The organism is Propionivibrio sp., from assembly GCF_049316945.1.
GTDB lineage: Bacteria > Pseudomonadota > Gammaproteobacteria > Burkholderiales > Rhodocyclaceae > Propionivibrio.
This window is the reverse complement of record NZ_JBMOJE010000057.1, coordinates 16,918-31,630: the sequence shown is the minus strand read 5'-3', so window position 1 is coordinate 31,630 and position 14,713 is coordinate 16,918. Positions and strand designations below refer to the sequence as shown.

The 14,713-nt window shown below is 59.0% G+C and carries 10 protein-coding genes and 1 pseudogene; 8 read left to right on the top strand and 3 right to left on the bottom strand.

Features of this window, described 5'->3' with window-relative positions; genetic code table 11:
• Positions 1 to 331: acyl-CoA dehydrogenase family protein (locus ACOYNV_RS13985; RefSeq protein WP_422900401.1), on the bottom strand; the 331-nt coding region annotated here is incomplete at its 3' end.
• Between the two features lie 86 nt (positions 332 to 417).
• Here ACOYNV_RS13985 and ACOYNV_RS13980 point away from each other — a divergent pair.
• The 6 genes and pseudogenes from ACOYNV_RS13980 to ACOYNV_RS13955 form a co-directional block, all read left to right on the top strand.
• Positions 418 to 589 (top strand): annotated as a pseudogene (locus tag ACOYNV_RS13980) (IS4 family transposase); the annotation flags it as partial.
• Between the two features lie 583 nt (positions 590 to 1,172).
• Positions 1,173 to 5,108 (top strand): PAS-domain containing protein, encoded by a 3,936-nt coding sequence (locus ACOYNV_RS13975; RefSeq protein WP_422900400.1) that lies wholly within the window; start codon positions 1,173 to 1,175, stop codon positions 5,106 to 5,108.
• Positions 5,086 to 6,678 carry a DUF3369 domain-containing protein gene (locus ACOYNV_RS13970; RefSeq protein WP_422900399.1) on the top strand — a complete coding sequence of 531 codons (1,593 nt, stop codon included), beginning with the start codon at positions 5,086 to 5,088 and terminating at the stop codon, positions 6,676 to 6,678. The genes ACOYNV_RS13975 and ACOYNV_RS13970 overlap by 23 nt, the downstream gene beginning before the upstream one ends.
• A 382-nt stretch (positions 6,679 to 7,060) precedes the next feature.
• Positions 7,061 to 7,678, top strand: a complete 618-nt coding sequence (locus ACOYNV_RS13965; protein WP_422900398.1) for an RBBP9/YdeN family alpha/beta hydrolase — start codon at positions 7,061 to 7,063, stop codon at positions 7,676 to 7,678.
• A 133-nt stretch (positions 7,679 to 7,811) separates the two neighbouring features.
• Positions 7,812 to 8,750 carry a family 2A encapsulin nanocompartment shell protein gene (locus tag ACOYNV_RS13960; RefSeq protein WP_422900397.1) on the top strand — a complete coding sequence of 313 codons (939 nt, stop codon included), beginning with the start codon at positions 7,812 to 7,814 and terminating at the stop codon, positions 8,748 to 8,750.
• A complete protein-coding gene (locus ACOYNV_RS13955) occupies positions 8,737 to 10,542 on the top strand; it encodes a family 2A encapsulin nanocompartment cargo protein cysteine desulfurase (protein WP_422900396.1) in 1,806 nt (601 codons plus the stop codon). Before ACOYNV_RS13960 ends, ACOYNV_RS13955 begins: the two co-directional genes overlap by 14 nt.
• 515 nt (positions 10,543 to 11,057) lie before the next feature.
• Here ACOYNV_RS13955 and ACOYNV_RS13950 read toward each other — a convergent pair.
• Positions 11,058 to 11,579: a DUF2242 domain-containing protein gene (locus tag ACOYNV_RS13950; protein WP_422900395.1), complete on the bottom strand. Its 522-nt coding sequence runs from the start codon at positions 11,577 to 11,579 to the stop codon at positions 11,058 to 11,060.
• Positions 11,580 to 11,690: 111 nt separating this feature from the next.
• Positions 11,691 to 11,969: a hypothetical protein gene (locus tag ACOYNV_RS13945; RefSeq protein WP_422900394.1), complete on the bottom strand. Its 279-nt coding sequence runs from the start codon at positions 11,967 to 11,969 to the stop codon at positions 11,691 to 11,693.
• Positions 11,970 to 12,169: 200 nt separating this feature from the next.
• On the opposite strand from ACOYNV_RS13945, the gene ACOYNV_RS13940 reads away from it, so the two are divergent.
• Positions 12,170 to 13,621 (top strand): bifunctional 2-methylcitrate dehydratase/aconitate hydratase, encoded by a 1,452-nt coding sequence (locus ACOYNV_RS13940; RefSeq protein ID WP_422900393.1) that lies wholly within the window; start codon positions 12,170 to 12,172, stop codon positions 13,619 to 13,621.
• Positions 13,622 to 13,691: 70 nt separating this feature from the next.
• Positions 13,692 to 14,690 (top strand): arsenosugar biosynthesis radical SAM (seleno)protein ArsS, encoded by a 999-nt coding sequence (gene arsS, locus ACOYNV_RS13935; protein ID WP_422900392.1) that lies wholly within the window; start codon positions 13,692 to 13,694, stop codon positions 14,688 to 14,690.
• Positions 14,691 to 14,713: the final 23 nt, after the last annotated feature.

Genomic DNA, 14,713 nt, shown 5'->3' with positions numbered 1-14,713 from the left:
CCTTCCCGATTCGAATGTTGGAAAAGGGGAAGTTATTTCGTAGGCGTTCCTTACCAGCGGTAACCTGCCGTTCCCGCAAGAAATGCTCAGCGCCGCAGCCAAGGGCACTTGTTTCTTCCATGTAGCCAACGCCGCCATGCACCTGAATGCCCAGCGAGGTAACTTCCAGAGCGGTTTCGGTACTCCAGCCCTTGACCACCGGCGTCAGCAGATCGGCCAGTGCTTCATTCTCGACTTGCTCGGCCGGATTGCCATTGTTGGCCAGATCGCGAGCTGCAGTAGCAACATAGGCCAAGGCGCGAATCGCTTCGGTCTGGGCGCGCATCGACATCAGCATTCGCCTGACGTCGGGATGCCGAATGATCGTTACCTTGGCTGGATCAGAAGCCCCGACTTCGGTCCCCTGGATGCGCTCCCGTGCATATCATCAAGGAGCGTCTCAATCTGAACGCTTCGCTCTACTCTTTGCTACAGATATTGTCCGCTCTCACTGTTCGAGAAGATGCCCTTGCAGCAAGCGTTTCCGGGAAGCGACTACGAAATCGCCGAAGGGTCAACGCGCAACCAGCTGAATCTATACGATTTTTAATCGGACAGTAGTGATATGAATGTATTTTTTCTGCGGCGTGCGACCGTTTTGACTTGGTTTGGCTGCTGACACTTGGTGAGTTGAAGGCGTGCTCGGTCGGGGTGCGTCAAGCGTGCTTGCGGAGCGCGACATAGCGGACGTACTAAGACGCGCTTCGGCGCGTTGATCTCAGCACTGTAGCCGTCCCGGGTTTGTTTGACCGCAGCAATTCAGGTTATCCCCGGCAAAGCCTTGGGCTTTCCTCACTGAAAGCCCAAATAGATGTTGAACTAACAATACTCTTCTCCTAGAGTGAAAATTAATATTGGAAGCGCATTTTATGGTGGAGGCTTTTTGATGCCGATTTGATGCCTGTCTGGCAAATCGACTTGGCTCTTTTGGAGGAGAGTACGATCATGATCGACGAGTTGAACCGACATCGGGCCGTCAATCGCTCTCTTCACTGTGGTTGTTGCAACCCTTGGTTGCCGATGCCGGTTCAATGGATGGTGTTGCTGTTTGCCGCTTGGCTCATGACCTGTGGCGCGACTCGCCTTGTCGGTGCCGACGATTCGCTTCGGCAGGGTTGGACTTTGCGGTGAGCATGGAAGCCATCCTGCTGGCGGCGGGCGTATATCTTGGCCTGCTCTTTGTCCTGGCCTATTACACCGACACCCAGGAGCAACGGGGTGTATTTGGCTGGCTTCCGCAAGCCTGGATTTACGCTCTGTCGATTGCCGTTTATTGCACTTCGTGGACCTTCTTCGGCAGTGTCGGTCGCGCAACCACGAGCGGTTACGGGTTTCTCCCGATCTTTATCGGGCCGGCGTTTGTTTTCGTCTTTTGCCAGCCCTTCCTGCGCAAGCTCCTGGCGGTCAGCAAGGCCCAGCACATCACGTCGATTGCCGACCTGATCGCCGCCCGCTACGGCAAGCGCCAGTCGCTGGCCGGGCTGGTCACGCTGATTGCCGTGATCGGCGTTGTTCCCTACATTGCGCTGCAACTTAAGGCGGTTTCCTCGACCTTCGATATTCTGCGCGGCGCGTCAGGGGGTGCGAATGTGGGTGCGAATGTGGGTGCGAATGTGGGTGCGAATGTGGGTGTTAACCCCGCACCGTTTTATGCCGACACGGAGCTCTTTGTTGCCGTGGTCATGAGCCTTTTTGTCATCGTTTTCGGCACACGCCGCGTCGATGCCACGGAACAGCACCGTGGCATGGTCACTGCGGTCGCGGTCGAATCGGTAATCAAGTTGATTGCCTTCCTGATCGTCGGGTCCTTTGTTACGTATGGTCTCAACGACGGCTTTGGCGACATTCTGCAGCAGGCTGCCGTTAATCCGGCCTGGTTGAATCTCTTCGACGCCGGGGCGAGTCTGCAGCGAGCCGATTTCTGGTCGCTCGCTTTCCTGTCCGCCCTGGTGATTTTCTGTCTGCCGCGGCAGTTCCAGGTCACCGTCGTGGAGAACAGCGATCCGGCGCACCTGCGCCATGCTGCATGGATTTTTCCGATCTACCTGCTGGCGATCAACATCTTTGTACTGCCCATCGCCCTGGCCGGTCTGCTGCATCCCTTCGAATCCGGCAGCAACCCCGATAATTTCGTGCTTACCCTGCCGTTGGCTGGTGGCCATCCCTGGCTCGCCCTGATCGCCTTTATCGGCGGCCTCGCTGCGGCAACGGGCATGATCATCGTCGAGACCATCGCCCTGTCGACCATGGTCAGCAACGATCTGGTCTTGCCGCTCGTGCTGCGCGGCAAGCGCTTCAGCGGCGAGGACAGGGAAAGCCTGGTCGAACTGGTGAAATGGGTGCGCCGGATCAGTATCGTCGTCATACTTTTGCTGGCGTTCGGCTACGTTCATCTGACCGGCAGTGCCTATACCCTGGTCAGCATCGGTCTGATTTCCTTTGCCGCCGTCGCGCAGTTCGCGCCGGCCATCATCGGCGGGCTTTACTGGCGGCGCGGCAACTTCACCGGTGCCTACTGCGGGCTGCTCGCTGGCTTTTTCCTATGGGCCTACACGCTGCTGTTGCCGTCCATTGCCGAATCAGGCTGGATCGGACGGGATTTCATCGACGCTGGTGCCTTCGGCATCGAAAGCTTGCGGCCCTACGCATTTTTTGGCGTAGCCGGCCTCGATCACATCAGCCATAGCCTGCTCTGGAGTCTGTTGGCCAATGTCGGTGTCTATCTGGCCGGTGCCTTGCTGTTCTCCGGCAAGCCGGATGAAATGGCCCAGGCGCGGGCCTTTGTTGATATATACAAGCCGCCATCAAGCACACGTTCGATCGCCAGCGATCTGCGCTGGCGGGACTTGGGGAATCTGCTGACCATTTTTCTCGGCAGTGAACACGCCGAACGGCAACTGGCCGACTACGCGAAACAGCATGACAGGGTGGCAAACCCCGAGGACAAGGCCGATATCGAATTGGTCGACTACGCAGAGAAACTGGTGGCAGGCACCGTCGGCAGCAGCCTGGCACGGGTGGTCATCGTCGCCGCCGCCAAGGAGCGCCAGGACGCCGAGCAGATGATGAGCATGCTATCCAGCGCCTCAACGCAGATCGAGCTGCAATGGCAACGCCTGCACGAGGCGGTGCATAACATCAGCCAGGGTCTGTCCATGTTCGATGCCGATCTCAAGCTGGTGGTATCAAACCAGCGCTTTCTGGAATTGCTCGATTTACCTGAATCGATGGGGGTGGTCGGCACCCCCTTTGAAGCCTTTATCCGCTACAACGCCCAGCGTGGTGAATACGGCCCGGGCGATGTCGAGGAACAGGTACGCCAACGGGTGTTTCTGGCACGCCGCTTTGAGGCGCATCAACTGGAGCATAAACGCCTCGATGGCCGCGTCATTGAAATATCCGGCAAGCCTTTGCCGCACGGCGGCTTCATTTCCACCTACACCGACATCACCGAAAGAAAGCGTGTCGAGGCTGAAATTCAGGAGAGCGAAGCCCGCTTTTCCGCGACTTTCCATTTATCGCCCGTGCCAATGGGGATCGTCTTGTGCGAAGAGCCCTTCCCGGCAACCGAGTTCAACGACGCCTGGTATCGCACCTTCGGCTGGGGCAAAGAGGCAATATGCATGAGCGTTACGACCGAGCGATTGTGGGTCAGACCCGAGCTGCGTACACCGTTCATGGAGCGGGTTCGCGAGGCGGGCGAATTTCTGAATTACGAGGTTCAACTGCGCCACAGCAACGGTGCACAGCTTACCGTGCTGCTGTCCGGCCGGCGTGTCAATACGGGCTCGCACTCGATCATTCTCCTGGCCTATTTCGATGTGACCGAACAGCGTCGTGCGGATCAGGCGCTACGCGAAGCCCATGCCCTGCTTGAACAGCGGGTGATCGACCGGACGCGCGCCCTGCAGGAAAGTGAAGAGCGCTTCCGCGATTTTGCCGAATCGTCGTCTGACTGGCTATGGGAAACCGATGCGGATCTGCGCTACAGCTACCTGTCCGGACGGGCCACCGAACTGCTCGGCCAGGCGACCGACGCCCTGATCGGGAAAGCGATGCCTGAACTCGCCACCAGCGAGGATCGACAGCGTGCGCCGGAGAAATGGACGCAGTTTCTGGAAGCCATCAATGCGCATCGTCCTTTCCGCGCCTTCGACTATCCGGTGGCCATACCCGATGGTGGCCTGCGTCAGGTACGCATGAGCGGCAAGCCGGCTTTTTCCAGCGCCGGCGAATTCCTCGGCTACCGGGGAACGGGCACCGATATCACCGAATTGGTTCAGGCACAAAACGAGTTGATGGGCGCTGAAAAACTTGCTGCGCTTGGTGGACTGGTCGCCGGTATTGCGCATGAAATCAACACACCGATCGGCATCGGCATCACTGCCGCCAGTTTCCTGCAGGAGCGAACCAGTCTATTGGAAAAGGCTTATGGCGCGGCAAGCATCAAGCGCAGTGACATGGAGGCGTATCTGCAAATCGCCAAAGAGGCGACCAGTTCGCTGACCACCAATCTGCAGCGAGCGGCTGGCCTGGTGCAAAGTTTCAAGCAGGTGGCGGTCGACCAGACCAGCGAGCAACGCAGGCGATTCCGGCTCAGGGAATACATCCACGAAATTCTCGACAGCCTGCGGCCCAAACTCAAACGTACCAGCCATGTGGTGGCAATCAACTGTTCCGAGGAACTGGAACTCGACAGCTACCCGGGTGCTTTCTCGCAGATTCTGACCAATCTGATTCTTAATTCGTTGATCCACGGTTTCGAGCATATCATCGCCGGGCGCATCGAAATTTCCGCCAACCGATCAGCGAAAGAGCTTTTTCTGCGTTATAGCGACAACGGTGAAGGCATGAGCCCGACCCAGGTGAATCGGATTTTCGAGCCATTTTTTACCACGCGCCGTGGTCAAGGCGGGAGCGGACTCGGCATGAATATTGTCTATAACCTTATTACGCAGAAATTGCACGGTCACATCGAATGCCGCTCGACGCCCGGAGACGGCGTGCAATTCCTGATCACACTGCCAATTGACGAGGAGACAGCCAGTGAGCCAGCAAACATCACCTGATCCTGATACTAAAACGCCCGCCATCGAGGATGCCCCGCTGGTATTCCTGGATGCCGAAGAACCGGCGAGCGCAGCCCCGCTCAAGACCTGGAAGGTGCTCATCGCCGACGACGACGAGGAAGTCCATTTGATTACGCAGATGGTGTTGCGCGACCTGGTCTTCGAAGGACGGCCACTGCAACTGCTGTCCGCCCACACCGGCGCCGATGCGCTGCGCATGCTGGGCGAGCACCCCGACACGGCGATTATCCTGCTTGATGTCGTCATGGAGAGCGAGCACGCCGGACTGGAAGCCGCGCGCACCATTCGCGAGACGCTGGGCAACCGGTTTGTGCGCATTATTCTGCGTACCGGCCAACCGGGACAGGCACCGGAAAAAAAGGTCATCGTCAATTACGACATCAACGACTACAAGGAAAAGACCGAGCTCACCTCGCAGCGGCTGGTAACCACCGTGATTGCTGCGCTGCGTTCCTATCGCGACATCGTCACCATCGACCGCAGCCGGCAAGGCCTGATCAAGATCATCGAGGCCTCGCGTGACATCTTCGGCACCCAGTCGCTGACGCAGCTTTCTTCCGCGGTTCTGCTCCAGATCAGCGCCCTGCTGCATTTGGGCAACGATGCCATGCTGGCGCGGACCTCCGGGCTGACCGCCAAGCTCGACCCGAGTGGCGGTGAAAACAACTATACAGTCATCGCCGGGACGGGGCGCTTTTCCACCGCCTCTGGGCAGCCGCTGAGCAATGTGCTGGGATCGGCCGAAATCGAACAGTTGATGCAGACTCCGCTGGACCAGGCGATTGTTCGCATCGGGGAATTCCTCGGCCATTTCTCCACTACCAGCGGTGCTGAAAGCGTCGTAATGGTGCAGATGGAGGATGAGCAGAATGAGGTGGACGTCGACCTGCTAAAGCTATTTGCCACCAACATCGGGGTTGCCTTTGACAATGCCGCCCTTGACGAAGAGTTGCTGGCGACGCAGAGTGAAATGGTGCATACCCTCAGTAAAGTCGTCGAAGCCCGTTCGAGCGAAACAGGGCAGCACGTCGTTCGCGTTGGTGAGCTTTCCTGTTTGCTCGCCAAATTGGCGGGCCTCGATGAAAGCGATATCAATCTGCTGAGACTGGCGGCACCGATGCACGATCTGGGCAAGATCGGCATCCCCGATCTCGTTCTTCATAAACAAGGCACGTTCACTCCGGAGGAGTGGGCCATGATGCGCCAGCATTCGACTATTGGTCACAACCTGCTCTTCCGTTCGCAGCGGCCGGTACTGAAGGCCGCCGCCATTCTTGCATTCCAGCATCACGAATGCTGGGACGGCAGCGGCTATCCGAACGGCTTGAAGGGCGAAGAAATCCATATCTTCGGCCGCATCGTTGCGCTGGTCGATGTCTTCGACGCGCTCTCACATGCCCGTTGCTACAAAGAAGCATGGCCCATGCCGACTATTCTTGACTTCATCCGTAAGGGTAGCGGCTGCAAGTTCGATCCGGATCTGGTCGACATCTTTCTCGCCCATGCCGACGAGTTCATCGAACTGTGGAATCAGTATTCCGATCACTAACGGGCATGGCTTTGAAAGGCACCCCAAAGAATGAAAGCCCTGCCCTCACCCACCACTCTCCCCTCTGTGGCTTTGTGCTCTCTGTCCCCCAAGGGGATTTCCTTCGGGGCATGTTGGAAGAGGTTTCAACAGAGTTTTCCAGGATCAACTGACCGCCATTTCTCAAATAACCCCCAACCTGTGTGGAAGAAATCAGCGTTCGCACAACATTCAATTCGTGCATCCTTGTCTGAAAGTCGTGCTTATTCCCATCGGGAATATCTATTGATCAACAAAATCGTTCCGATGATGCTTCCCGCGCCCTAGAGTCAAGGCATCGACTCAGCACATCGGGAGCAAACATGACCACGCGCTGCAATAGATTGGCTTCGAGAGAGCTACCATGACACAGCCCACCGTTCTGATCGTTCCCGGACGCGGCAACAGCGAGCCCGATCACTGGCAGTCGATCATCGAGAACTGCTTGCCTGACACCCGGCGCGTGCAGCAGGACGACTGGAATACGCCCTCGCTCGAAACGTGGAGCCGCAACATCGATCGTGCCGTGCGCGCACTCGACCACCGCCCGCTGGTCGTCGCCCACAGCTTTGGCTGCCTGGCAGCGGTGCATGCACAAAACGTACTCGGGACACCGTTCGGCGCCACGCTCCTTGTGACTCCGGCCGACCCGGAGCGCTTCGCACTGCCGCTCTGGATGTTCGCCGCGCCACTCGCCCAGCCTGGGCTGCTCATCGCCAGCGACAACGACCCTTGGCTTTCGTTTGAAAAAGCCGCCGCTCTGGCCGCGAACTGGGGCGTGCGCTGCGTCAATCTCGGCCCCGTCGGGCACCTCAATGTCGCCTCCGGCCATGGCCCCTGGCCACTTGGCAAAGCCATCATCGAATCGATGCGCAGTGAACTTGGCAACCTGCCTGACAATGAACCTGGCCACGCTGAAGCATCGCCAAACCACATAGGCCATCAACCAACGCCGGTACGACAGATCTGGCACAGCCACTGACAGGGCGCCGGCTTCGGTCGCTATCGATCAATTACGGCATAAGCAAATAAGAAAGTAATCGTTCGCCGCGGCCGGTCATCTTGATAAATTGCGCCTCGCTGCAATCCCTTCAATTCATCAAGGAAAAAACCTCATGTCCATCGAGACCGTCGATAACGAAATCCGTCGCACGCTCAGCGAGCCCGCCGCACGTCAACTGGCCAATGCCACCAAGACGCACGCCCAATGGGGCGGCATCACCCCGCGCTGGCTGGTTTCCTTCCTGCCGTGGACACCGGTCGAAGCCGGCATCTACCGCCTCAACCGCGTCAAGGAAGAAGATGCCGGCGAATCCGCCGACGTCGGCTGCAGTCCGCGCAACGACGAGGACCTGCCGGAAACCTTCGTCGACTATGAATCCGCGCCGCGCGAGTATTCGCTCAACGCCGTGACCACCGTGCTCGACGTGCAAACACGCGTCTCCGACCTCTACAACCACCCGATCGACCAGATCCAGGAACAACTGCGACTGCTGATCGAGAAGGTCAAGGAAAAGCAGGAATTCGAACTGATCAACAACGCCGAATACGGCCTTCTCAACAACATCGCCGCCTCGCAGAAGATCCAGACGCGCAAGGGCAGCCCGACGCCGGACGACCTCGACGAACTGATCACCAAAGTGTGGAAAGAACCGGCCTTCTTCCTGGCGCATCCGAAAGCGATTGCCGCCTTCGGCCGCGAATGCACGCGCCGTGGCGTTCCGCCGCCGACCGCCTCGCTCTTCGGCTCGCAATTCCTGACCTGGCGCGGCCTGCCGCTGGTGCCGAGCGACAAGCTCTCGATCAACGCCGCCGGCAAGACCGACATCCTGCTGCTGCGCACCGGTGAAAAGAAGCAGGGCGTCACCGGCCTCTTCCAGCCCGGCGTTCCCGGCGAAGTCGCCCCGAGTCTTTCGGTGCGCTTCATGGGCATCAACCGCAAGGCCATCGCCTCCTACCTGATCTCCCTGTATTGCTCGGCCGCCGTATTGACCGACGATGCCATCGCCGTGCTCGAAAACGTCGAGGTCGACAACTACCATGATTACGCCTGATTTCTTGCCCACGGGTATCAGCCGCCTGTCGGGCCCACCGCCCGGTGGCTCGGCCCTGCTCGCCGGCGCCGAGGCGCAGTCGGCGCAGGCCGCCGGGGCGCCCGATCCGTCGCTGATCGCGCAACTTGCCAACCAGTTGTTCGCCGCCCTGCCCGGCAGCGCTTCGGCGCCGACGCCACGGCAGCCGTCGTTCTCGCCGGCCCTGTCGGTGGCGCCGCAGGTGGCCTCGCCCGCCGTGGTGACAAATGCGTTGCCGTTGGAGCCGCCGGCGCTGCCGGCCTCGCCGCTGGCCCCGGATGTCGCCCCGCCGATGGGCCTGGCGCCGGGCCCGAACGACCTGCGCAACGTGCCCTCCTCGCTCGGTGGCGCACTGTCGCTGGTACCGTTCTTCACTACGGCCGCCCGGCCGCCGTCGAGCAGCGGCTTCTATTTTATCGACGAAGCGGCGACGGTCAGCGCGGCGGGGAAGACACCGTTCCAGTTCGGCTCCATTTCGGTCGTTCCGGAACTCGTCGAGCAGCATCCGAACCGCACGCCCGAGTTGGGCTTCGGTACTTTCGGCACCACTCGCCCCTTCGATCCGCGTGCCATCCGCAACGATTTCCCGATCCTGCGAGAGCAGGTCAACGGAAGACCGCTGATCTGGCTCGACAACGCGGCGACGACGCAGAAGCCGCAGTCGGTGATCGACCGGCTCGCGTATTTCTACGCGCACGAGAACTCGAACATCCACCGTGCGGCGCATACGCTGGCGGCGCGGGCGACCGACGCTTACGAAGTCGCGCGCGAGAAGGTGCGTTCTTTCCTCAACGCCGGTTCGGCGGACGAGATCATCTTCGTGCGCGGCACCACCGAGGGCATCAACCTGGTGGCCAAGAGCTGGGGCGCCCGCCACATCGGCGCCGGCGACGAGATCGTGATCAGCTGGCTCGAGCACCACGCCAACATCGTGCCCTGGCAGCAACTGGCCGCTGAAAAAGGCGCGAAGTTGCGTGTTGCGCCGGTCGATGACGACGGGCAGATCATTCTTGAAGAGTACGAGAAGCTGCTCAATGCGCGGACGAAGATCGTCTCGATCTCGCAGGTCTCGAATGCGCTGGGTACCGTCACGCCGGTGCGCGAGATGATCCAGGCGGCGCATCGCCACGGTGCGCGGGTGCTGGTCGATGGTGCGCAGTCGGTGTCGCACATGAAAGCCGACGTGCAGGCGCTCGATGCCGATTTCTTCGTCTTCTCCGGGCACAAGGTGTTCGGCCCGACCGGCATTGGCGTGGTCTATGGCAAGCAGGCGGTTCTCGACGAGATGCCGCCGTGGCAAGGCGGCGGCAACATGATCGCCGATGTCACGTTCGAGAAGACGCTGTATCAGCCGGCCCCGGCCAAGTTCGAAGCCGGTACCGGCAACATCGCCGATGCGGTGGGGCTGGGAGCGGCCATCGATTACGTCAATTCGATCGGCATCGAGAACATCACGCGCTACGAGCACGAACTGCTGGTGTACGGAACACGCGGTTTGCAGACGGTGCCGGGCCTGCGCATCATCGGCACGGCGAAGGAGAAGGCCGGCGTGCTGTCTTTCGTTCTGGAGGGTTTCAAGACGGAGGACGTCGGCGCCCTGCTCGACAAGGAAGGCATCGCGGTGCGCTCCGGCCACCACTGCGCACAGCCGATCCTGCGCCGGTTCGGGCTGGAAAGCACGGTGCGGCCTTCGCTGGCACCGTATAACACCTGCGAGGATCTCGATGCGCTGGTCAGTGCACTGCTGCGCATCAAGGGGGGCGGCGGAAGGTAAGCTAACTTGGGCTAACGGAAAGACAGAGGGGGCGATAGGCCCTAGCCGTTACGTTAAGGTGTTGATGAAATGCGGATGGAAGCCGCAACCCATTGAACTGACGTACATTTATGCAGAAAATGCTGAAGGAAAAATCTCCTTGAGCGCTTATCGCGAAAATCCGCACGTCTTCAACGAGTTACGCCGGCCTAGTCGGCGCTATCAACACCTTAACGTAACGGCTAGGCGATAGGCCCCCTCTTTTTTTTTGTCGGTTTTGAACGCCTGCACTTTCGGAAAAACCTTTACCAGCAGAAAACATGGTTCCGGTTCAGGCAGGCAATCAACACGACATCAAACTCTGGATTAACCTAGAAAAAGCAGTTCGTCCACGAAAAACACCAAAAGCACGAAAAGAATCAAGGAGATAATAAGCTGAAGATCGCCACCCAAAGGGTGAAGAGAGAAACCACATCAAGTTTTTGATATTGTTCGTGTCTTTCGTGATTTTCGTGGATGGAATGAGGTTTTCTGGATTAACCATCAAGGGTCTTGATCAGTTCAAACAGTCTCTGATAGAACTCGGGTGCGGTGATGGTCACCTCACCGACCTTCACCAGCGTATCCTTGTCTGCGGCCCATGGCAGGGACAATGACCCGAAACCGGACACGCTCACCCCCGCACTGCTGCCGCGGGATTTAAGCTCAAAATGCGTCTCCAGAGCATTGGCATAAATCACTGCGCCCAGGCTACTGGGAAGACATACCAGGCTTATCGTCAATTTCGTCGCCTGTTCAGGCGTGGGTTGAAAGTACTTATCGCCGCGGATATTGAGCGGTTGCGCGCCTTCAATCTGATAGCCCTGGCTGAGCAGAGCGCGCTTGCCAATTTCGCAAGCACCCTCTGGCGCACGGCTACTGTAATACTGGAATGGCGTCTCTGTCGCAAATGTCTCGGACAGATGGACGCGCGCTTGGGGTGTTGCGCTACAACCGTTGAGCAGTAGCCCAAACAGGAAGACAGCGCACTGAAACAAGGGGCGAGAGAAAATTTTCATGGGCGGCGGCTATCTTACTGCAAACGGTGGCAGCCGATTTATAGACCTCCACCCTGCCCACGGTAAATTGCTCTAACCCTTTCGGTGGATGGTTAGAAAGCTACAGCAACCTTATTCCGGATACTTGAGGTCAGCGTTGGGATCTTTCTTGACGCCGGGTTTGCGACCGCGCGCGGGTGCCGGCAAATCGCAGGACAAGCGACAACTGATGCCCTCGATCTTCTTGCCTTCGATGAAACGTGTCACCTTGCAACAAATCACGTCGCCGGAAGCGGAGAGTTGCGCGACCTGCGTTTTCAACTGTGCCATCGGGATATCGAGAGCAAGTGATATCTCGGAATCGAGTTGCTCGCCGTTGGCTCTCAGAAACTTAAGAATGGATGCGATCATCAGGGTATCCCCTCAGTGCTTTTAAAAAAAATGAGACCTAGTTTGCGCCCAAATTACTGCTATGGCAATTGAGTCGACAGAAATCAACTTCCATTTGTGATAAATAGATGTCTCCTGCCCTCAGAAAAGACGAATGACAGACGCCACAGCCGCATGTCCTACAATGCCCAATCCTGTCAAACCTCAGCGAAGAATTCTTCATGCCTGCACACATCAGCAATCTCCGCCCCGAGCCCGATCAGGTTCTGACCAATATCGCCGATTACGTCCTGAACTATGAGATCCAGTCGCCGCTGGCTTACGAGACGGCTTGCCATAGCCTGATCGACACCTTGGGTTGCGGCCTCGAAGCGCTGGAATACCCGGCCTGCACCAAACTGCTTGGACCAATCGTTCCCGGCACCGTGGTACCCAACGGTGCCAGAGTGCCCGGTACCGGCTTCCAGCTTGATCCGGTCCAGGCCGCCTTCAACATCGGCGCCATGATCCGCTGGCTGGATTTCAATGACACCTGGCTGGCGGCTGAGTGGGGCCATCCTTCGGACAATCTGGGCGGCATCCTGGCGGTGGCCGACTGGCTTTCGCGCACCGCAGTGGCCACCGGCAACAAGCCGCTGCTCATCAAGGACGTGCTCACGGCCATGATCAAGGCCTACGAGATCCAGGGTTGCATCGCGCTGGAAAACTCGTTCAACAAGGTGGGGCTGGATCACGTGCTGCTGGTCAAGGTGGCCTCCACCGCCGTGATAGCCAGGCTGCTGGGCCTCAGCCGTGACGAAATCATCAACGCCGTGTCGCTGGCCTGGGTGGACGGCCAGCCCCTGCGCACCTACCGCCACGCGCCCAACACCGGCAGCCGCAAGAGCTGGGCCGCCGGTGACGCGACCAGCCGTGCGGTGCGCCTGGCGCTGATGGCAATGAGCGGAGAAATGGGCTACCCGAGCGTCCTCACCACGCCGGTCTGGGGCTTCTATGACGTGCTGTTCAGGTCACAACCTTTCAGGTTCCAGCGTCTGTACGGCACTTACGTAATTGAAAACGTGCTGTTCAAGATCAGCTTCCCGTCCGAATTCCACAGCCAGACGGCGTTGGAGGCGGCCATCAGCATCCATGCTCAACTGAAAGCCCTGAGCAAGACCGCAGAAGACATCAGGAAAATCACCATCCGCACCCACGAAGCGTGCCTGCGCATCATCGACAAGCAGGGCCCGCTGCACAACCCGGCGGATCGCGACCACTGCATCCAGTACATGGTCGCCGTCGCCCTGCTTTTCGGCCGACTTACTGCGGCCGACTACGAAGACGGTGTTGCCGCTGATCCGCGCCTCGACGCCCTGCGCGAGAAGATATTGTGCGTTGAAGATCGCCAATTCACCGCGGATTACCACGACCCGGACAAGCGCTCCATCGCCAACGCCCTCACCGTTGAATTCAACGACGGCAGCAGGCTGGACGAGTCGCTGGTCGAATATCCGGTCGGCCACAAGCGCCGCCGCAGCGAAGGCATTCCCCTGCTGGAAGCCAAGTTCCGCACCAACCTGGCGCGCCGCTTCCCGGCCGGGCAGCAAAAAAACATCCTCGACCTATCGCTCGATCATGCCCGCCTGATGTCCACACCGGTCCATGAATACGTGGATCTTTATGTGCTTTGAAATAAAGCCGTAAGGAAAACCACCCGGTATCCGACCAAGCTCTTACGATCAACAAGAAAGGCCGACAACAATGCATGCCACCCTGCCCCTGCTCGTAATAACTGACTTCCCGGCGCTGCAGCGGCGAGCTGTCGAAATCCTGCAGGTCAACCTGGGCTATCGCTGCAACCAGAGCTGTCTGCATTGTCACGTCAATGCCGGCCCGCAGCGCAGGGAGGAAATGACCAGCGAAACGATCGATGCCCTGATAGCGTTTGTCGCGGCCAGCCCCGAGGTCAGGGTGCTTGACCTGACCGGTGGCGCGCCGGAGATGAACCCGCACTTCCGTCGGCTGGTCATCGCGGCGCGCAGCCGGGGTCTCAAGGTCATCGACCGCTGCAACCTGACCATCCTTGAAGAACCGGGCTTTGAAGAATTGGCCGGCTTTCTCGCCGCGCATCGCGTCGAAATTGTCGCCTCCCTGCCCTGCTATCTTGCGGAGAACGTCGACAAGCAACGCGGCAAAGGCACCTACGAGGCCAGCATCAAAGGGCTGAAGCGCCTGAATGCACTGGGTTACGGTGCTCCTGAAGGCAATCTGATACTGAACCTCGTTTTCAACCCCCAGGGGCCCAGCCTGCCGCCGCCGCAAGGGCCGCTGGAAGCCGCCTACAAGGCGCATCTGCGGCAGGACTTCGGCATCGTCTTCAACCAGCTTTTCACCCTGACCAACATGCCGATCCAGCGTTTCGGCTCGATGCTGGTCTCGAAGGGCCAGTTCAACAACTACATGCAGCTACTTCGCAGCGCACACCGCGATGAAAACATCGAACACGTGATGTGCCGCAATCTGCTCTCGGTCGATTGGCAGGGCTATCTCTACGACTGCGATTTCAACCAGCAACTTGGGCTGCCGATTGCCGAAGCCGGCCACCCGCGCCGGCATATCACCGAGGTAAATGCACAGGCGCTCGACGGGCACGCCATTCGTGTTGCCGACCACTGTTATGGCTGCACGGCGGGTCAGGGTTCCAGTTGCGGCGGTGCGCTGGGCGATGAAACCGTTGCGGCACCAAGTTGTGGCGCCTGATTCAGGAAAAAGACGTGAGAGAA